The 19,937-nt window shown below is 36.6% G+C and carries 23 protein-coding genes; 7 read left to right on the forward strand and 16 right to left on the reverse strand.

The window, feature by feature from the left end; genetic code table 11:
* Positions 1 to 13: 13 nt before the first annotated feature.
* Positions 14 to 1,369, reverse strand: coding sequence for a PTS sugar transporter subunit IIC (locus tag ACQKTA_RS06850; RefSeq protein ID WP_427813228.1), 1,356 nt, complete (start codon positions 1,367 to 1,369; stop codon positions 14 to 16).
* A gap of 215 nt (positions 1,370 to 1,584) precedes the next feature.
* Positions 1,585 to 2,346: a MurR/RpiR family transcriptional regulator gene (locus ACQKTA_RS06855; protein ID WP_407857570.1), complete on the reverse strand. Its 762-nt coding sequence runs from the start codon at positions 2,344 to 2,346 to the stop codon at positions 1,585 to 1,587.
* Positions 2,347 to 2,487: 141 nt separating this feature from the next.
* Between ACQKTA_RS06855 and ACQKTA_RS06860 the strand changes: the two genes are divergently transcribed.
* Complete coding sequence (locus ACQKTA_RS06860) at positions 2,488 to 3,309, forward strand: Cof-type HAD-IIB family hydrolase (RefSeq protein ID WP_427813229.1); 822 nt, start codon at positions 2,488 to 2,490, stop codon at positions 3,307 to 3,309.
* Positions 3,310 to 3,328: 19 nt separating this feature from the next.
* On the opposite strand, the gene ACQKTA_RS06865 is transcribed toward ACQKTA_RS06860, so the two are convergent.
* The 5 genes from ACQKTA_RS06865 to ACQKTA_RS06885 form a co-directional block, all read right to left on the reverse strand.
* Positions 3,329 to 4,402 carry a hypothetical protein gene (locus ACQKTA_RS06865; RefSeq protein WP_427813230.1) on the reverse strand — a complete coding sequence of 358 codons (1,074 nt, stop codon included), beginning with the start codon at positions 4,400 to 4,402 and terminating at the stop codon, positions 3,329 to 3,331.
* Between the two features lie 18 nt (positions 4,403 to 4,420).
* Positions 4,421 to 4,687: an rRNA processing protein gene (locus tag ACQKTA_RS06870; protein WP_407856295.1), complete on the reverse strand. Its 267-nt coding sequence runs from the start codon at positions 4,685 to 4,687 to the stop codon at positions 4,421 to 4,423.
* Between the two features lie 89 nt (positions 4,688 to 4,776).
* Complete coding sequence (locus tag ACQKTA_RS06875) at positions 4,777 to 6,423, reverse strand: hypothetical protein (protein ID WP_427813231.1); 1,647 nt, start codon at positions 6,421 to 6,423, stop codon at positions 4,777 to 4,779.
* A 105-nt stretch (positions 6,424 to 6,528) separates the two neighbouring features.
* Positions 6,529 to 7,734: an MFS transporter gene (locus ACQKTA_RS06880; RefSeq protein ID WP_427813232.1), complete on the reverse strand. Its 1,206-nt coding sequence runs from the start codon at positions 7,732 to 7,734 to the stop codon at positions 6,529 to 6,531.
* A gap of 147 nt (positions 7,735 to 7,881) precedes the next feature.
* The gene (locus ACQKTA_RS06885) at positions 7,882 to 8,361 is read right to left on the reverse strand and encodes a rhodanese-like domain-containing protein (RefSeq protein WP_427813233.1); all 480 of its coding nucleotides are present in this window, start codon (positions 8,359 to 8,361) and stop codon (positions 7,882 to 7,884) included.
* 446 nt (positions 8,362 to 8,807) lie between these two features.
* Here ACQKTA_RS06885 and ACQKTA_RS06890 point away from each other — a divergent pair, with 446 nt between their 5' ends.
* The 3 genes from ACQKTA_RS06890 to ACQKTA_RS06900 all read left to right on the forward strand — a co-directional run bounded on the left by ACQKTA_RS06890 (position 8,808) and on the right by ACQKTA_RS06900 (position 11,031).
* Complete coding sequence (locus ACQKTA_RS06890; RefSeq protein WP_427813234.1) at positions 8,808 to 9,794, forward strand: ornithine cyclodeaminase family protein; 987 nt, start codon at positions 8,808 to 8,810, stop codon at positions 9,792 to 9,794.
* 42 nt (positions 9,795 to 9,836) lie between these two features.
* Entirely contained in the window at positions 9,837 to 10,049 is a 213-nt protein-coding gene (locus ACQKTA_RS06895; protein ID WP_332654095.1) for a tautomerase family protein, read from the forward strand.
* Positions 10,050 to 10,155: 106 nt separating this feature from the next.
* Positions 10,156 to 11,031, forward strand: coding sequence for a TSUP family transporter (locus tag ACQKTA_RS06900; RefSeq protein WP_427813235.1), 876 nt, complete (start codon positions 10,156 to 10,158; stop codon positions 11,029 to 11,031).
* Positions 11,032 to 11,146: 115 nt separating this feature from the next.
* On the opposite strand, the gene ACQKTA_RS06905 is transcribed toward ACQKTA_RS06900, so the two are convergent.
* Positions 11,147 to 11,578: a MerR family transcriptional regulator gene (locus tag ACQKTA_RS06905; RefSeq protein WP_427813236.1), complete on the reverse strand. Its 432-nt coding sequence runs from the start codon at positions 11,576 to 11,578 to the stop codon at positions 11,147 to 11,149.
* 117 nt (positions 11,579 to 11,695) lie between these two features.
* On the opposite strand from ACQKTA_RS06905, the gene ACQKTA_RS06910 reads away from it, so the two are divergent.
* Entirely contained in the window at positions 11,696 to 12,391 is a 696-nt protein-coding gene (locus tag ACQKTA_RS06910; RefSeq protein WP_427813237.1) for an SDR family NAD(P)-dependent oxidoreductase, read from the forward strand.
* Positions 12,392 to 12,437: 46 nt separating this feature from the next.
* Here the strand turns inward: ACQKTA_RS06910 and ACQKTA_RS06915 are convergent, their stop codons facing one another.
* The 6 genes from ACQKTA_RS06915 to ACQKTA_RS06940 form a co-directional block, all read right to left on the reverse strand.
* Positions 12,438 to 12,623 carry a hypothetical protein gene (locus ACQKTA_RS06915; protein ID WP_427813238.1) on the reverse strand — a complete coding sequence of 62 codons (186 nt, stop codon included), beginning with the start codon at positions 12,621 to 12,623 and terminating at the stop codon, positions 12,438 to 12,440.
* Between the two features lie 100 nt (positions 12,624 to 12,723).
* Positions 12,724 to 13,551, reverse strand: coding sequence for a peptide-methionine (S)-S-oxide reductase MsrA (gene msrA, locus ACQKTA_RS06920; RefSeq protein ID WP_427813239.1), 828 nt, complete (start codon positions 13,549 to 13,551; stop codon positions 12,724 to 12,726).
* Positions 13,552 to 13,749: 198 nt separating this feature from the next.
* A complete protein-coding gene (gene map, locus ACQKTA_RS06925; protein ID WP_427813240.1) occupies positions 13,750 to 14,502 on the reverse strand; it encodes a type I methionyl aminopeptidase in 753 nt (250 codons plus the stop codon).
* An 87-nt stretch (positions 14,503 to 14,589) separates the two neighbouring features.
* Positions 14,590 to 15,234 (reverse strand): endonuclease III domain-containing protein, encoded by a 645-nt coding sequence (locus ACQKTA_RS06930; RefSeq protein ID WP_427813241.1) that lies wholly within the window; start codon positions 15,232 to 15,234, stop codon positions 14,590 to 14,592.
* A gap of 27 nt (positions 15,235 to 15,261) precedes the next feature.
* Positions 15,262 to 15,768 (reverse strand): DNA-3-methyladenine glycosylase I, encoded by a 507-nt coding sequence (locus tag ACQKTA_RS06935; protein WP_427813242.1) that lies wholly within the window; start codon positions 15,766 to 15,768, stop codon positions 15,262 to 15,264.
* A gap of 96 nt (positions 15,769 to 15,864) precedes the next feature.
* A complete protein-coding gene (locus ACQKTA_RS06940) occupies positions 15,865 to 16,566 on the reverse strand; it encodes a DUF975 family protein (protein WP_427813243.1) in 702 nt (233 codons plus the stop codon).
* 194 nt (positions 16,567 to 16,760) lie between these two features.
* On the opposite strand from ACQKTA_RS06940, the gene ACQKTA_RS06945 reads away from it, so the two are divergent.
* Entirely contained in the window at positions 16,761 to 17,678 is a 918-nt protein-coding gene (locus tag ACQKTA_RS06945) for an ABC transporter ATP-binding protein (RefSeq protein WP_332581543.1), read from the forward strand.
* Positions 17,671 to 18,441, forward strand: a complete 771-nt coding sequence (locus tag ACQKTA_RS06950; RefSeq protein WP_071857762.1) for an ABC transporter permease — start codon at positions 17,671 to 17,673, stop codon at positions 18,439 to 18,441. Before ACQKTA_RS06945 ends, ACQKTA_RS06950 begins: the two co-directional genes overlap by 8 nt.
* A 47-nt stretch (positions 18,442 to 18,488) precedes the next feature.
* Here the strand turns inward: ACQKTA_RS06950 and truA are convergent, their stop codons facing one another.
* Complete coding sequence (gene truA, locus ACQKTA_RS06955; RefSeq protein ID WP_427813244.1) at positions 18,489 to 19,226, reverse strand: tRNA pseudouridine(38-40) synthase TruA; 738 nt, start codon at positions 19,224 to 19,226, stop codon at positions 18,489 to 18,491.
* A 130-nt stretch (positions 19,227 to 19,356) separates the two neighbouring features.
* The gene (locus ACQKTA_RS06960) at positions 19,357 to 19,866 is read right to left on the reverse strand and encodes a DinB family protein (RefSeq protein WP_427813245.1); all 510 of its coding nucleotides are present in this window, start codon (positions 19,864 to 19,866) and stop codon (positions 19,357 to 19,359) included.
* Between the last annotated feature and the right edge of the window lie 71 nt (positions 19,867 to 19,937).

Raw genomic sequence — 19,937 nt, forward strand, 5'->3', positions numbered from 1 at the left:
TTTAATCCCGTCATTAAGCTGGTGCATTGCTTTCAGCTTTATCATTACCAGTTTCTAGATCTTTTTCGATTTGCTCCATGCTTTCACCTTGTTCTTGCAAATAATTCAATGAATCTACTTTTCGTACAAACGGTAAATAGATGAAGAATCCCATAGTTAATACGATTGCTTGCAATAACGCTGCTTGCCATCCACCGACTAAGAAACCTGAAATAATCGGCGGTGTTGTCCAAGGTACTTGGACAGCCGTGAATAGCGGTACTAATCCTGTATACAATGAGAAATAGGTGATAGCGCCCGAAAGCATCGGAGTCAAAATAAATGGTACCGCCATCAATGGATTCATTACGATCGGTGTAGCAAATAAAATCGGTTCATTAATATTGAAAAAGGCGGGTAATAATGCTAAACGTCCTAATTGTTTAAATTGAGCAGAACGAGCAAACATGACCATGAACATAACGATACCAATCGTCATCCCAGCACCAGTTACTGTCATAAATTGATCTAAGAACTGTTGTGTTACGATGTGACCGCCGTTTGCTACCGTCAATTCTTTACCTGAATTTAAAATAGTCGTATTCTCGATTGAATTCGCTTGTAAAATCGGTCCCATAATCCCGCCGACCAAGGTTGAGCCATGAACACCAAAGAACCATAAGAATGGAACCAAGAAACCAAGCATCATCGCTCCGCCAAATGTATCTGTAACACCTTGCATTGGTGTTTGAATCACTTTATAAATTGCTTCTACTACAGTTGTATTGAAAACTTTATCAAAAATAATATAAACAATTAATGAGAAAGTTGTAATCGCTGCTGCCGGAATCAATGCTGTGAACGAGTTCGCCACATTTGCTGGAACTTGTTCAGGCAATTTGATTCGGATATCTCGTTTTAGGAACCATGAATATGCCCAACCAACAAAAAGACCTACCAAGATCGCGCTGATCATCCCTTGTCCGCCGGTCCAAGTTTTATCGATGACATTTGTGACAACTGCATTTGTTTCTGCATTTGTAGCACTTGAATGCTGTGTTAATAGGAAGACTACTAAAGCAATCATTCCAGCAGGCAATCCTTCAAAGCCCTCTTCTTTTACATAAGAATTCGCAATCCCCATTACGGCAAAAATAGACATAATAGCAAATGAAGCACCAAAAGCTTCATTAAAATAAACATCTAACCCACTATTCGCTACCCAAGTCGAAACTGTTGGAATAGGAAAGTTGGCTAATAATAGAAAGACAGACCCTACGATCGTAAAGGGCATTGTGTAAAGCATCCCATTACGTAACGCTGTAATTGCTTTTGTATTTACAAATTTTAAAATAGGGGGCAATAATTTCTCATTAATAAAATTGTTCATGCTTAATTCTCCTTAAATAAAATATTTTATTGCAGTGATTGGCCATCCACACATTATGTATCCGTTTACATATTCATCATAAAAGATATTTCCAATAATAGATATAGTTCTGAAACAGGCAGAAACATGTTCCAAACAAAAAAACAAAATCTTCATTCCATTTGATTTTTTTAGCAATTTCCAGCGTTTAAGCGTAAAAAAAAATGCTAAAGGTGTCATTCGCCTTTAGCATCATTTTCTCTTTGATAGGCTTGATGAGCTAAAATTTCTAAAAGAGCGATCACAGGTACTTGTGTGGTCAAATTGATTGCTTGATCGGTAGGATCGGGACCAGAAACATCTGGCATGTAATAAGAAATATTTTGATCTGCCATCTTCGCAATCGTTGAATGCTGATCATTGGTAATACTTAGTACTTTGGCTCCATAACGTTTAAAATCCTCGATTTGCTTGATCAGCTCCTGTGTTCGTCCAGAAACGGATAAAACGATTACGAGCGTCGTATCTAGACCACGTTTAGGAACAGGGATAAAAGGATCCGTGATCGAATAAGCGTTGAATTGCAGGTTTGAAAAATAGCGAGCTCCATATGTTCCAAGAATGCCACTCGTCCCGATTCCAGTAAAGACAAGGTGCTTGTTCGATAGAATCAGATCAATTGCTGGGTCCAAAACAACGTGATAACTCTCATTGTTTACTTTTTTCAAAAAAGCATCCACATGGACATTGGCTTCATAAAAAGCTTCAAAAGATTGACGATTTTGTTTCAGTTTGTTTTTTAAAGCAAACTTAAATTCCGAATATCCTGAAAAACCCAACTTATTCAAGCAACGAAGAATAGTTGAGGTCGACACATGACAATTATCAGAAAGTTCACGGATCGTAAAACTGTTGACCTCTTCTAGATGTTCAATAATAAAGGTATACACTACGAGTTCTAACTCGTTTAATTCTTTCACTTTTTCTGAATCAAACAATACTTTCAACTCCTAAAAAATATGCAATCGGTATTATTATCCCATATAAAACAAAAATAGCACAGCTAATCGATGCTTTCCTATCTCTTATGGGTAGAATCAGGTACACTGTTCTTAAGAAGAAATAAAGGAGGCGTTATAATGATCCAAGCAATTGCTGTCGACATGGATGGAGCCTTTTTAAAATCGGATAATACGTATGACGAAACTCGTTTCAAACAAATTTTTGAACAATTAGAAAAGCGTGATATTCATTTTATTGTCGCTAGCGGGAACCAATATTATCAATTAAAATCTTTTTTTCCAACGCTCCAAGACCAAATCACCTTTGTCTCTGAAAATGGTGCGTTAATTTTTGAATCTGATCAACTTTTACGTAGTAATCAATTTTCTACTGATGTTGTCCAAAGAATGCTAACATTTTTAGCAAATCATGATTTAGATTTGAATGTCATTGTTTGTGGTATTCATTCTGCCTATATTTTGAAAAACACTCCAAAAGACATCCATGATATCGTAAAAATTTATTATCATCGTTTAGAAACTTTGGATTCTTTTGATCAATTACCTTCTGATCCAATTGTAAAATTTGCCTTGAATCTTTCTGTAGAAAAAGTGGCAGATTTTGTGACTGAAATCAATGAAGCTTTTCAAGGAGAAGTCAAAGCGGTAGCTAGCGGACATGGTAACGTGGATATTATTATTCCCGGGATGAACAAAGGACGTGCACTTGAATGGCTGCTAAATCGATGGAACTTAAAACCTGATCAATTGATTGCTTTCGGTGATGCTAATAACGATCTTGAGATGCTAGCTTTGACTAAAAATAGTTATGCGATGGCAAGCAGCAGCCCTGCCCTAATCGAGACTGCTAAATACCGAGCTCCGTCAGACAATGATTCTGGTGTACTAGAGGTTTTAGAAAAGGAACTATCGATTAGAACAAAAATAAAGAGAACCTGATAAATTTATCAGGTTCTCTTTATTTTTGTTTACGCTTGATAGCTTTTTTGATTCCTACACGATAAACTTTTGGAATGGCTAAGAAAAAATTCTCGGTGAATTGATAATTTTGATATTTATCAATAATAAAAGGAATCAATTCAGCATTTCCATATTTTTTTTGGTGGAATAATTCAAAACTATGAATTTTTCTTTGAGCTTTTTTTGGCTCTTTTAAACCTAATAAAAATGAAAGCAATTCATCAAAGTAGCGTTGTTTAGCTTCTTCATAGCTTTCAGTTCCATAACGTTTCAATTGAATGAAATCCGTCAATTTATGACCCCAAAATTGTCGTTCGTAATAAATCGGCGATTGGATATCACGTTGAAAATCATCCAGATACGCTTCAAAAACTTGTTTATCGGCTAGAAATTTCTTTTCTTTACGATCAAAGACTTCGCGATCCACTTGATTGATTTCTGTTAAAACACTCAGATAATCACCAATAAAAATTGGCATATCTGCTTGACGGAAATGCAGGATTCGTTCAGCTAACTTTTGATTCAAAGGCAAAGGTCTGCGTAAAGTGGTATTTCGATAATAAGAAAATATATAACGTTGCCATAAATCTTCCGGAAAATGATAGCCGTTTTCTGTCAACCAGAGCAATTCATCAAGTGCCAAATCTACATGGGCTACGCCTTTTTTGATTTCTTCAGCTACCTGTTGCGAAATACCTAAATGATCTTTAAAATGTTGGATCCCTAAACGAATCTCTTGGTGCTTGATTTTTGATTCAATTACAAATTGATACTTCAACGGGCGTCCGCAAGCACACTTTAATTGACTGCGAATACCTCTTTCATATTCGTCATCAATATTCAAGGCAACAAATTCCCAATCTGACGTTTCCAAATATTGCTTTTGTAAAAACATTGAACGAACTTGATATTTACGTTGTTGATTGACTAACTCTTGCTGTTTTTCTGTCAGTGTTTCAAATAGTACTTTTCGTTCTGTTCCCGAATAAGTTACATGACATTCTGTCGGATAATCATCCAAGCCATAACTTCTTGGATACCAATGCTCATAAATCTCTAAATAATTATCCATGATCAAACTCTTTCGTGCTTATTTTTTTGAATCGAATTTCTCTTCGATTTCTTTGATTACTTTTTTCGCTTCATCTTTCAATGAAGTATGAGTTGTTTCTTCTTCGACCGCATTTGATCCAGATTGCGCAGGCTCTTTCTCTCCGCCTGCCATCTCACCAGCTAAAGCTTCTGGCTTATTCTGTGTATCACTTGAGTTGGTTCCAGCTAGTGCAACATCCTCATCTGTTTTTGGTGCCATTGAACCGCGCAAGCGTGGTTCCTTTTCATTATTGTAATTTGTCATTTACTTTCACTCCTTTTATTTAATCAATCAAAAAATAGAACTTCTTGTTTTTGTATTTTAACCGAAAGCCGTCTAGAAAGCCAAAGTTATCATTTTCGTTGCCAAAATCGATACCCACACCATAAGAATAGCGAAAACCAGCTCAACGTACAAAATGCAAAAACAAACATCATATAGCTTGGCGGATCATAAAGCAAATGAATGGTGTTCTTTCCAACTTTTTGTTGAATTGTTGGTAAGCCGATATTGGATAGTCTTATTGGCGTAACCTCTTTTTTCCCTGAAATTAATTTAGAATTATGATACAAGACTACCGGTAGTTGAATTTCTCCTACCTTTTCTGCTTGCCAAGCTAGTTCTAAATGATTATCAGTGATTGTTTTAGAAAAAATTGGCGATTGCTCCAATATTTGTTCTTCATAGCTGACATATTTATTGTTCGCATCACCATGATAAATCGGTAAATAGTCTGGACTAGATTTTTGGATACTTCTCAAAGCTTCCCCTAAATCATTCGAAAAGAAACTTTGGCGTGCTGCTTTTTCAGAACCTTTAACAAAGGTATGTTTGCTTACTAAGGAACGGCTTCCCCAAAGGGACAATTCTTGTTGATTACTTTTTAAATTTTGCCCAATACTTAACACACTTAGAGCCAATAAAACGAGTGAAAAGATTTTTTTTGCTCTCAATTCATGGATGACAGAGGCAAAAAAGAATAAGTAGAGAACCGTGAATGGTGCGAAAAAACGAAAGGGAAACTGAATCAAAGGTACAAAGGGAATTTTATGCGTCACCATCCAGGTCCAAGGAATCAAACTAGTCGAAAGAAGTAAAAATAGTCCACTCAGTAATAGAAGCTGCTTCGTAAATTTTGAAATCCGTTTCCAATAGATTAGACAAATTATCAAGCCGATAATTAAAATCAAATAGAGGCTTTTAGGATATTCTAACCAATACGATCCTTTAAGATCAATCGCTTTTTCACTCATTTGCTCATTGATAAAAGGCATCTTTAGTTGGTCACTTGTTTCTATCATAATTAAGCTGATCCATACGTTTATGGATAAACATAGATAAATCAATATTGCTTTAAATACATCAAGGAAGGCTTCTTTCCAATGCTGTCTAGCGTAGGAAATAAAGAATGGGAGATAAATCAAACCTAACATTATAGCAGTCAACATGTGGACTTGGGTCATCAAAGCCATCGAGACGCCCATTTTAATAAAAGGTAATCGTTGATTCTTCATATCAACGATAGGAATCAAACAAATAGGTAATAGGGCTGTACCCCAACTGGTAAATCCCTGATTCAAAACCCAATAATTAATACTATATGTAGTCATAAAAATTGTTGAAGTGAATAAGGCTATATTTTGATTTATCTTAGCATATGTCAATAATTTAAAGAATGAGCACCCAGCGATTGCATAAACTAGAAAATTGGAAAGTAATTGATAACGAAACCAACTTCCTGCAATCAATACAACGAAGCCTTGGAAATAAGCAAATAGTGGGCCATAAACAGCATTGATGATCCTCCCCGATTGTTGAAAACCAAAAATCGAAATGAAATAACTAAAATGCCCGGTTTTTATCTGCTGCGCTGTTTCGTAAAAACGATTATAGTGAAAAATAGCATCGGCACCCAAAATCATTTTGTGCATCCACAATTGCGGTAAAATAAACAAACCCGCAACCAATAGAATGATAATATAGTAGTGATGTTTTTTCATAAATAACTTCCTAACTGATTATTTTTAGGTTAACTTTACCTCATTAGGAAGATGAATTAAAATAAAACGGCTATTTATGAGAAAAAAATAGCCGTTTCTTAGTAATTACTTTTTTTCAATTGTCAGACAGACAATCAATGTGCCCACTAAAGAGATGATTGTTCCAATCACCAACATCATTGAAACAGATAAAAAGCTCAACAGTTGCCCCCCTAAAAAAGCGCCTACGATGCCTCCAACTGTATTGGCTGTAGCCATTAAAGTCTGTCCTTTAACTAAATCTTTTTGTGCAACGATTTGGTTAGTATAATAAACCGATGCCATCGTATGTAACGCAAAACCAAACATTTGCAGACTCTGAGCCACATTGATCAAAAAGATAGAACCAGCAAATAAAATCACAACTGCTTTGATTGAGAAAAAAATCGCTGCAAGCTGCATCAATGAATGAATCTTAAAGTGGCGAAGCAAGTAGAAAAAAAAGAACATTGTCGGTAATTCACTAATCGCCGCGACAGATAAAGAGGAACCGACATTACTTTCCGTTCCACCTAGTGGCTGCATGATTTGAAACATATAACTGTTGATGATGGTATGAAAAACAAATAAAAGTGCGACTCCGATCAGCAAAAGCATAAAACGCTGATATTTTTTTGCAAATGCAATCAATCCAATTGGTGCTTCTGATTGTTCAGTTTGCTTGAAATCTTCGACCAAGATCGAAGCAGAGTACCGCCCGCCCTGTTTACGTGTATCGATTGCTAAGGTCACAACTATAAAAAATAAAAAAATGCCGATCAATAAATATAGAATGATCGTCGCTGAAAAACGTTCGATCAATAAGCCGGTTCCAGCTGCTGCTCCGGCAAAAGCAAGTGATCCTAAACCACGGGCCAAACCAAAATTCAATCCATATCCACGACTAATAAAGAAAGTCCCGATTGCAATTGTTAACGGCTGCAAAAGGACTAAACAGGCATATAATAAGAGATAAATAAACGCTACGATTAAAAATACTTTTGGTAAGATGATTAAAATGCCGGAGAAAATAACCAAAAACAAGGCCATGACTGCGGCAAGTTGAGATAATTGTATCCGTTCCATTCGGTCTGCAAATGATGCTAAGAATGGTTGGAGGACCGCTGCCAATAAATTGGCTAAAGACAATACGATCCCTATTTGACCATTTGTAAACCCTCGTGATAATAAGAAGACCGAAGTAAATGTTCCTAATACTGAATACCCCATCCAATAAGGAACTTGCATACTAATGTACTGTAAATTCAACTTAACCTGATTCGACTTTTCCATATACCCTCCTTGATCCTATTTATTTCTTTATTATACCTGATAAAAATAAAGATGCTTATTTGCCCGAGAAATTCTACTAACATTTGGATAAATAAAATAGAAGCTGGAACAAAAGTTTTTCTACTTTTGTTCCAGCTTCCAATCATTTTATTCGCTTACCCAAAGTTTTGAATCCTCTTTATATGGCCATTTCTTTGCACCATTTTCAACAATAAATAAACGGGATTCATCGATACCTTCATCGATCAACAATGAAATTGTGCGTTTTGCACCTCCGCCTCCGCCAGGACAGACAACATAAATCGGCTTATCGCTATCTTGAAATTGATCTGCGCTATCAACAACTAATTTTTCTAAGTCTTCTGTATCGACTGGATAGGCTGGGACACTGATTGAATGAGGCAAATGGCCTTTTGTATAATCTGCTTTGGGCTGAATATCAATGATTTGATACTCTGATGCACTATCTTTCTCAAGTACTTCTTTCATCTTCTCGGGTGAAATCATCTGCCAATCAATGTCTGCTTCCGCCCGATCTTCTTGAGCCTCATTTTTTTGACAACCTGTTAACACCAACATAAAAATAGCTAAAACTACAACAAACAATCCGCTAATTCTTTTTTTCATCATAGACTCCTTCTCTTATTTTGATTTTTATTTCTCCTTGACCAGATGAGTCTGTACACGCTAAGTAGTAGTTAAAAACCCTTTATAGTTACTACATTCACAAATATTTTTATGAGGAATAGCAGTGTATAAACCCGCTTAGAACCTCTAAGTAAAGCTATGTTTCAGAATCACCATCGCTTGAACAAAACTATCACCTCCTAAAATGTAAGGGGTATCTCAATTACGAGTATATAAAAAGAAAGCGCTATTTTCAATAACTATTTTATTAGCTGATTATTGTTGCAAAAGCTTTTAAATAAACGAAAATTATTTAATAAAATCACACTTTTTAATACTATGATTCCCGCCTCAATTTATCATTTTTTAATATTGAGTTCTGCTATGAATCTAATATGTAATCGCTTATAATTTTAATATAGTCATCTATTTGAAAGGAGTAATTTATGTTATTACTATCGCGTAAAGACATTACAGGTATTTTTACGATGCAAGATGCCATCGCTGCGGACAGACTGGCTTTCCAATTATTTACGGAAAACAAAACTGACATCCCTTTAAGAACACAAATTGTTGCAGAAAAGCAAAATGGTACCTTTCTTTTTATGCCTGTCTATGCTGCAGATTTAGATGCTGCAGCTCTAAAAATTATCAATATTTTCCCAAATAATATTGATACGGGCCTTTCTTCAGCACCCGCTCAGGTTTTATTGATTGATGGTAAAACTGGATATGTGAATGCTTTATTAGATGGAACGACCGTCACTCAACTACGGACAGGCGCGGCTTCTGGTGTGGCTTTTGATATTTTGGCTCGAAAAAAAGTCAAGATCGGCGCATTGATCGGAACGGGTGGGCAAGCTGCTACACAATTAGAGGCGATGCTCTGTGCACGTAAATTAGAAACCGTCTATGTATTTGATCAAAATCCTGAACGAACAAAAGCTTTTGCTGAGCAGATGAATTCAACTCTGAATAACTACGGTGCACAAATACTCCCGGCAGATACTTCAGACCAGGCGATTTCAGATGCCGATTTGATTATCACCGTAACACCAGCGACCTCACCAGTTTTTGATGGATCAAAAGTTAAGGCCGGAGCGACGATCAGCTGTGTAGGTTCTTATCAACCCCATATGCAAGAAATGGATCCCGTAATCTTACAACGAGCAGCAAAAATATTTTTTGATTCTGAAGAAGCTGTTCTTTCAGAAGCTGGGGATATTTTGATTCCTTTAGCCAATGGAATGATCACTAAAGAAGCTTTTACTGGTGATATTGGTGAAGTGTTAACTGGAAATACGACTGGTCGTGAAACAGAAGATGAAATTATTGTCTTTAAAACGGTGGGAATCGGTGTACAAGATTTAGTGACTGCTCAAAAAATTTATGAGCTTGCATTAGAGAAAAATGTAGGAACGAATTGGGACTAAGCAAAAACAAAAATCTAAAAACATTTATTGGAGGAAAAAAATATGCCGCATTTATCTGTAAAACTATATCCAGGTCGTACACCAGAAGTAAAACAAGCTTTTGCGAAAAAGCTGCAGGATTTTGTTGTAAAGGAATTAAATTGTGAACCTAATGTCGTCTCTGTTTCTTTTAAAGAAATCGAAGCCGATCAATGGAAAACGGTCATCGCAGAAGAAACAGTCGGGGAAGAAATCGTTATCGAAGCGGATTTCTAGCTTAACCGTACTTGATAGTGCCCTATTTTTTCAATCTAATAAAAAATTACATAAGTTTTCTTCTTTAATTATTGGTATAATCAAGAAAAATAATTAAGGAGGACTTATGGCACAGATTATCTTTTTTATTTTAATAGGTTTGATGGTTTTTCAAGCGATCATACTTCTATGGGATGTATGGACGCATCGTGGGGACTTAGGTCCGGGCAATTGGTTAGTCAGTGGAATTATTGGTTTTATTGCTGACTTCGCCGATACGATCGGAATTGGAAGTTTTGCTTTAACCACTATGATGTTGAATGCAACGAAGCAAAACAAAGATGATCGAAAACTTCCTGGTATTTTGAATGTCGGTCATGCCCTTCCCGTTTTAACGGAAGCAGTCATTTTTGTAACAGTCATTAAAGTGGATACTATTACTTTAGTCACACTGATTGTTGCAGCAATCGTTGGTTCATGGTTTGGTTCAAAATTTGTTACTAGACTTTCTGAAAAAGCCATCCAGAAATGGATTGGTTGGGCGTTATTGATCACTGCTGTTTTAATGTTATTGCGTCAAACTCAAGTTATCGCTTTATTAGGTGAAGGCAATACCGCGATGGGGCTAAGCGGAATAAAACTGATCGTAGGAATCATCGGAAACTTCTTTTTTGGTGCTTTAATGACTGTCGGCGTCGGCTTATATGCACCTTGTATGGCAATGGTCTACATGCTAGGAATGACACCTCTAGCGGCTTTCCCAATCATGATGTGTTCATGCGCTGGTCTCCAACCCGTTGCAAGTATCAATTTTATTCGGGAAAAAGCCTATTCAAGAAAAATTGCGCTGGCTATTACTATTGGCGGAATCCCTGGGGTGATCATCGCCTCACAATTCTTAATGAACTTAGATATCTCTTTAGTCACCTATCTAGTGATCATTATCATTTTCTATACAGGCATCCAATACATTCTTAAAGCACGAAAAACTATCGCAGAATAAAGAAACAGCACAACTAAAAAAGTTGTGCTGTTTTTGTTTAAACTATTGGTATTCTAAAATTATTAAGATGAGAATAACTTTTTATGAATACATTCAATGCTTTCTAGTTTTTCTATTATAAATCAAGTTTTAATTGGGCTTTTTCTGCTTTTACATATTCTATCTGGTTATCGATAATCTGTTTTGCTGTTGGTGAATTGTAACGATTCAATTTGGTATCAATCTCTTCAAGACTTTCCAACAATTGCGCTTGCTGCGCTAGAACTGCTTCTTTATGTGCTTGAAGCAAAGCCTTTCTTTGAGGAATCGTTTTTGATCCTACCATACAATAATCAATATATTGTTTAATTTCATTGATCGGCATCCCTGTATTTTTTAAACAACAAATCGTGTGGATCATACTAAGATCGGAATTAGTAAATTCACGATAACCTGAAGTATTTTTTTCAACAAAAGGCAAAAGGCCTTTCTTATCATAATAGCGAATCGTCGAAATCGTTAAATTGAATTTTTCTGCCACGTCTTTGATCGTATACGTTTCAAGCATGGTACTCTCTCCTTTACATGCGAACTTTATAAACAATTTAGTTGCCCTAAACCTAGGTTTAGGGATTATGCTTACCATAAAGCAAAAATAAAAATTAGTCAAAACGGAGGTTTTATTATGAAAACTGCTTTAATTACTGGTGCAAACAAAGGAATCGGCTACGCGATCGCTCAAAATCTTGGATTGAAAGGTTGGCATGTCCTGATTGGTGCCCGCAATCAGACAAGGGCCGAAGCCGCGGTTAAGCAATTGCATGAGGCTGGTGTCGAGCATGCTGATTTTGTACTAATTGATCTTAGTGATCCTGTTAAAATCAACTCAGCAATCCAAATCATCAACAAAGAATTTTCTACAATCGATTTGTTGATCAACAATGCCGGGATCCCTGGTGGTCATGGTTTAAGTTGGGAAGAAGAACTTAACGATTTAGAGGCAACGATGCAAGTAAACTTCTTTGGTACCTTCCAATTGACTCAAGGTTTATTACCGATCTTAGAATCAAATCATGGTCGGATCGTCAATATCACGATTCCGACTGGAGCAAATCCTTTCTGGAATCCATTTGCTTATAAATCAACTAAAGCTGCTCAAAATGTCATGATGCAAGCACTAGCGATCGATTTTGAAAAAGAAAATAAAAATCTTGAGACGTTTAGTATTCATCCTGGACCAACCACGACAGATCTCAATGGGAGTATGACCGCTGAAGGTTTTCATACTCCTGAAGATGTTGCTGAAAAAATTGCTGAGATTCTTTTAGACGAGCAGTCTCATCAAGGAGAGCTTTTAGAAATCTACGGTGAATTAAAATAATCACTACAAAAAAGGAAGCCTATATATTTAAGGCTTCCTTTTTTGCTTAAATTAGCATTCTACCTTTAAGCAATATAACAATCGAAATCATCAACATTGCGCCTAAGCAAGCAGTTTGAAGAACGGTCAACAACATATACCGCCTATCGATCTGCTTTTTTTGGACTTTTTCTAACAGACTAAAAGAAGTAAAAATTGTAAGTAACGTCAACACCAACAACACTTTCAACATTGAACTTTCCCTCTCTTCTCTTACTATTAATCATACCTTGAAGCTAATAGTAGGAACGAAAAAAGAAACATCTTTTACAATTTTGTCCATCTCTATTTATTCAATTAGAATTCTTTACACTCATTTTATTACGTAATTTCCCTTTAATATGTTGATACGTCAAAAATTGTTGACGGGCTCTTTTGATTGCTTTATACCGTTTAGGTTGTTTCTTATAAAATTCTTGATGATAATTTTCAGCAGGCCAAAAAATAGCAGCTTCTCTGATTTCGACAATAATCGGCTTTTGATAAGTATTCGCATCAATGACTTGCTGCTTTTTACTTTCTGCCAGCTTTACTTGCTCAGCTGTCGTCGCAAATATAATCGGCCGGTATTGAATCCCACGGTCTTGAAATTGGCCTAAAGCATCGGTCGGATCGATGATTTGCCAATAAAGTTCTAGCAATCCTTGATAACTAATGATCCGTGTATCAAAAATAATTTCGACGGCTTCCACATGCCCACTCGTACCACTACTAACTTGGTCATAGCTAGGATGAGACAGCTCTCCGCCAGTGTAACCAGACAATACTGAAATAATGCCTGCTTGCGTTTCAAATGGTTCTACCATACACCAAAAACAGCCACCTGCAAAAATAGCTCGTTCTTGAAAATGAGGGTCTTGGATTTGATGTTCATTCAATGTAGTTACTTTGACGTCATTTCCGATCAATCGTTGATAAAAGTCGGAGACATCTGGAGTTAGATTGTTTCGTGTCGCTAGTGGCCGTAATTCCATCTCTAATTTGGCTAATTGCTCCTTTTGATTGCCTCGATTTTCTAAAGCACCTTTTGTATTCATTAATAGGTAGCGTTCCCATTCTCTGGTGCTAGGATTCAATATTAAATTATAGATATCTCTCAATAATTCTTCTGTCGTCCGCATGATAATCGTCTCCTTCAACACCTTCAATTTCCCTTGAAATTTATCATACAATGATAAAATATGCGAATTTTAGGTTTCAAAAAAGTATTCCTAACTTACATGTACGCCTACCTTGTTCTCCAATACCGAAATCAGTCGATCATTTTTTTGATTTGACCTAAAAAAAGACACTCAGAAATACCTGAATGTCTTTTTATTTTAAGCATCTTGTTCGGTCATAATCACGGGACCATCTTTGGTAATCGCAATCGAATGTTCATACTGCGCACAAATACTGCCATCTAATGTCCGCGCAGTCCAACCATTACCATCGATTCCGGCTTCCCAAGTTCCTGTAGTGATCATCGGTTCGATCGTGATCGTCATTCCTTCTTTTAAACGCGTGCCTTTTCCAGCCTCACCAAAATGGGGGAAAAATGGTTCTTCATGAATTGTTGGTCCAATGCCGTGAGCGAGAAAATCTTGAACCACACCATAACCTTTGGCTTCCGCATATGATTGGATCGCATGTCCAATATCACCTACGCGATTTCCCACTTGAGCTTCTTCGATCCCGATCATCAATGCTTCTTTTGTTACATCCATCAATGCTTGATGCTCTGGAGTGATCTTACCGATCGCATATGTCCAACAACTATCTGAAATTGCTCCATGGTAGTCGACACAAAAATCGACTTTTAACACATCGCCTTCTTTTAAACGATAATTAGATGGAAAACCATGACAAATTTCATCATTTACACTGGTACAAGTCGCAAATTCATAACCTTCAAAACCAATTTGAGCTGCAGTCGCTCCAGCAGCTTCGATTTTTGCTTGAACAAATTGATCAATTTCTTTCGTCGTAATTCCAGGGACGATAAATGTCCGTAATTGTTTGTGGATCCCTGCTAAAATAGCCCCTGACTCTTTCATTTGTTCGATTTCTCTTGCTGATTTTAATGTGACCATCTTCATACTCCTTCATTAATACTTTGCTAGTTATACCACGAATCAATTATTTAGAAAAGCATTGCCCTTCTTTATTGCCATCGAATGCTATGAATTTAATTTCAGTTTAAAATTTTTTAAGGGTCCTTGTTGCCACTGAAGATCATTTTTTAGATAACTTTGTCCGTATGCGACGATCCAACCATGTAAATTTTGGGCTTTTATAGTATCCATTTCCGTTGGCCACTGGATGTTATCTTTTAATTGTCGATAGCCTTTCGATTCGATCCCCATTCTACTGAATAGTCGTTGAGCATATTTATCCGCTATAAACGTCGATTTTTCAAATACATAAACCAATAGTACATCGGCTGTTTCTTCACCGATACCTTTGATAGCTAGTAATTCTTGGCGTAAAGTATCAAAATCCTTTGTCCTTACTTTTTTTAAATCAAACTCAGACTTAGTTAACCATTGGAACACTCGCAAAATCGTGGCTGATTTGGCTTTATAAAATCCACTAGGGCGAACCATTTCTTGTAGCTGTTTTTCACTCAATTGACTAATTTTTATTGGTGAGAAACCCGTTGCTTCTTCCAAATTAAGTAAGGCATAATCAACATTCCGCCACTTCGTATTTTGTACCAAAATAGCACCTAATAAAATTTCCCATTTATTATCGGTATCCCACCAACGCCCTTGATCCATAAATTTTTCAAAAGCTGTATAAAGTTCTTCAATATTTGTGATCATCTCATTTTCCTAACGTATGTATTAATTTCATTCCCAAACTCGATCTTGAATGATTCCGGCAGCCTTTAAGAACATTGTTGTCACAATCGGTCCCACAAATGTGAAACCTCTTTTTTTCATATCTTTAGCGATCATCGTCGCAGCAGGAACAACATTTATGATCGTATCGCTCGATTCATACTCATAAATCAGCGGCACATCGCCTACAAAATCCCATAAGTAATCAGCAAAACTATCATAATCAGCTTGTAATCGTATGATAGCTTGCGCATTTTGAACAACTGCTTTGATTTTTCTTGGGTTGCGGATCATGGCGGGATCCTGACTGATCTTTTCAATCTCTTCTGGAAATAAAGCCGCCACTTTAGCAATGTTTAACTGACAAAAATTTTGTTCAAAAACAGCTCGCTTACTAGCCGCTACTTTCCAACTCAAACCTGCTTGAAATATCCCTACAATCAATAATAAAAAGAGTAAAGAATCATCTTTAGTTGGTTTCCCCCATTGATCACTGTACCATTGATAATTTTTCATCTGATTTATTCCTCTTAACATCTACTATGATTATCCTAACATCAATAACTAAAAAAAGCGTCCGAACCAGCTTTTATTGATCCAGACACTTGATTTCTATAAATTGTTTTGTAAGTCTTCATAAAAAGCTGCTTTAGTAGCTGAGATATACGGATTTAGCCATAAATAACCGATTCCTATGGTTAGTATTGCTAAGATATGCCAGCCAATAAATGATAAATCCAGCCAGAACAAACGACCTTTCTGTCCTTTCATCAAACGACGGCTTGCAGTGATCGTATCCAATACTTTAGGTTTTTCACCTGTTGTTTGAATTTGATCATAATAGATAAAGTAGCTTTGCGCATAGGCATAGGCTTTAACGATCCCCGGAATAATAAACAGTAACGTCCATAATGAGATAAAGATATTCGTAATAATAGCTAATAAAATCACTCCGCCTAAAAAGACCCCTTGAAACCCGCGGAAGGCATCTTTGAATGGATCGATTTCAGTTCTTTCTCCCCGCAATAAATCCAAGTATGTCCAAGAGATTCCACTCATAAATAAAGCACTGATAATAGCTGAAACTAAACTTGTCCCGCCTCCACTAGCATTACTTTGCTGATATTCAGAGACTGAAGAAACCATACTATCACCGGAACCATGAAAGAAAAACCAAACAGCCCCAGCTAAAAATACAAAAAATAGAACGGCAATTCCTAATAACGTTGGGATAAGATTCAAAAGGACTGCTTTTCCCCATCTTCCTTTTAACACCTGTTTCGCTTCCATTTTTAATTCGTCTGTTGTTTTCATTTTCTCCACCTTCTTTCTTATTTAATAATTATAAAGTAGTTACTATTAAAAGTCATTTTATACCCTTTGACTTCACTGTTGCTTGTTTATCTGCCACTCAGTAATTTATTTCCATATTTTCTGAGCTTTCCTATTCGTTCAAGTCAAATGAATGCTAAAATAAGAAATCATATGAAATAAGGAGATCACTGTTCATGACACACGCTCTAGAAATAAAAGATTTAAGAAAAAAGTATGCCACTGGTGTCGAAGCACTTAAAGGTATTGACCTAATCGTTGAAGAAGGCGACTTCTATGCATTGCTTGGACCAAATGGTGCTGGAAAATCAACAACAATTGGGATCATTACTTCATTGGTCAATAAAACTTCAGGAAAAGTAAACGTTTTTGATTACGATCTTGATACTGATTTAGTCAGTGCTAAACAACAGATTGGTTTGGTCCCTCAGGAATTCAATTTCAATCCTTTCGAAACTGTACAACAAATCGTCGTCAATCAAGCCGGCTACTATGGGGTTTCCAAAAAGGAAGCCTTGATTCGCAGTGAAAAATATTTGAAGCAATCTAATTTATGGGAAAAACGCAACGTTCGTGCCCGTATGCTTTCTGGCGGAATGAAGCGCCGCTTAATGATTGCGCGAGCATTGATGCACGAACCAAAATTATTGATTTTAGATGAACCCACAGCCGGTGTCGATATTGAATTACGTCGTGAGATGTGGACGTTTTTGCGCGAGCTGAATGAGCAAGGAACCACGATCATTTTGACGACACATTATTTGGAAGAAGCCGAGATGTTATGCCGAAACATTGGGATCATACAATCTGGTGAATTGATTGAAAATACAAGTATGAAATCACTCTTAGCCAAGCTTCAATTTGAAACGTTTATTTTTGATCTAGAACCATATCAAACTCAACCGACTATCACTGGGTTCAAACATACGTTTACTGACGTCCAAACTTTAGAAGTTGAAGTAGTACGTGATCAAGGAATCAATGATTTGTTTGAACAACTGACAAAACAAGGAATCAAAGTACTATCGATGCGCAATAAATCAAATCGCTTAGAAGAACTATTCCTAAAAATCACGGAGGAAAACCATGTTTAATTTATATTTCACTGCGTTAAAAAGTTTAGCAGCAAAGGAAACAAATCGGTATTTAAGAATCTGGGTTCAAACTTTGGTGCCCCCAGTCATTACGACCTCTTTATATTTTGTCATCTTTGGTAATTTAATTGGCGGCCGGATCGGAGACATGGCTGGTTTTTCTTATATGCAATTTATCGTCCCTGGTTTGATCATGATGTCTTCGATCACTAGTTCTTATGCGAATGTTTCTTCTTCGTTTTTCTCACAAAAATTCCAAAAGAATATCGAAGAACTATTAGTGGCACCAGTTCCAACTCATATCATTATTTGGGGCTTCGTTGCTGGCGGTGTCGGTCGCAGTATTTTAGTCAGCGCTTTGGTCACAATCATTTCATTACTTTTTGTGCCCTTACACGTCTTTTCTTGGGGAATCGTCGTGATAACCTTGTTGATGACGGCGATTTTATTTTCATTGGCTGGACTATTAAATGGAATTTTTGCCCAATCTTTTGATGATGTCTCGATTGTTCCAACATTTGTTTTACAACCGTTGACCTATCTTGGCGGCGTCTTCTATGCGATTTCGATGTTGCCACCGTTTTGGCAAGCTGTCTCAAAAATCAATCCGATCGTTTATATGATCTCTGGTTTCCGTTATGGTTTTCTTGGCGTGATGGATGTCTCGATCGTAGTTTCAATGAGTATTTTAGTTTTATTCATTGCGGTACTTTACAGTGTTTGCTGGTATTTGATTGATCGCGGACGCGGTCTAAGAAGTTAAAAAGAAGCTGTAGCGAAAGTGTTTTCTACTTTTGCTACAGCTTCTTTTTAATAATAGACTTCATCCAAGAATAAACCTTGTGCAGGTGCAGTTTCTCCCGCAGCTTCACGAACCTTTTGTTCCAATACTTCATCGATGATTGTCACTGGTAATTTTCCAGCACCAATTTCTAAAATCGTGCCCATTAAGATCCGGACCATCTTATGTAAGAATCCATTTCCGACAAAAGTAAAATGCAGCATATTCCCTTCTTGTTCAATGGTAATCGAATCAATGGTTCGAGTGGTTGATTTTTTACTTTTTTTCAAGGCCGAAAAACCAATAAAATCGTGCGTACCTTCTAATTTCTCGCAGGCTTCATTCATTTTAGCAATATCTAATTTTTGCGGGAAATAAAAACTATGATAACGTTCAAAGGCAGTTGGAATCGGATTGTTCCAAACGTAATAGCTATATTGTTTTCCTTTGACATTGTAACGTGCGTGGAAACGTTCGGGCATTTCTTCGACTTTTTTTACTACGATATCACTTGGTAGATAACGATTGAAAAAACTCAACATATCATTTAACGACATTTCTGAGTTTGTCTTAAAGTTAGCCACTTGACCAAGAGCATGGGTGCCGGCATCAGTTCTACCTGATCCAATGATTTCAATTTTTTCTGTCGTCATTTGAGTAATGACACTTTCAATTTTACCTTGGATCGTTTTTTCTGAATCGCCTAATCGTTGCCAGCCTAAATAACGTTTACCATCGTACTCAATGGTAAATTTGATATTTCTCATTATTTACAAAATCTCCTATTCAAAAGTTCTATTTTTCTACTGACTCAATGTACCACATATCCCTGACAGGCTCTAGTAAATAGTTAAAAAGAAAAAATAGACTTAGTAAAAAGACTAAGTCTATTTGTCTTTATTTTCCAATCACTAATCTTCTAGTATAGACAGCTTGACCAGAATGCATCGTAGCATCATCTATGACCGAAATGATTCTGTCTTGACGAGTAACAGGCGGTGTCCAATTCGTGTCAATAATGTCGCTTAATTTTTCTTCAGGTAATTCTTTCAAATAATTCTTAGTAAATGTAATACTATCGGCCAAATAATCTTTAAGCAATTGATAATCTTCGACTACAACTTTTGCTGCTTCCTCCGGCGTATGCTGCCAATCCTGAGTATCATCAGGCAAGTCTAAAGCAAATTTTTTCGTCCAACCTTCACTTGTCCAAAGCGGTTCACTTTGGTTAAGGTCTGAAATTTGTAAATCAATTTCCCGCGCTGTATGCCACATCAACCAAGCAACTGATTTGATCAGTGGTTCTGGCATTTTATTGGCTTCTTCTATGGTCAATTGTGTCAAGGTTTCTTCAAAACGTTCTTGCGCACGATCCAACATTTCTATCGCAAACTCAGTGTTTTTCATTGTATTTCCTCCCACGTTTTTCTTCTTTTACCTTACTACGTCAGTTAATTTTGGGCAACTATCTACTCTAA

It is taken from the genome of Enterococcus sp. 22-H-5-01 (assembly GCF_050310005.1).
In the GTDB taxonomy this organism is placed as follows: Bacteria; Bacillota; Bacilli; order Lactobacillales; family Enterococcaceae; genus Enterococcus_A; species Enterococcus_A hailinensis.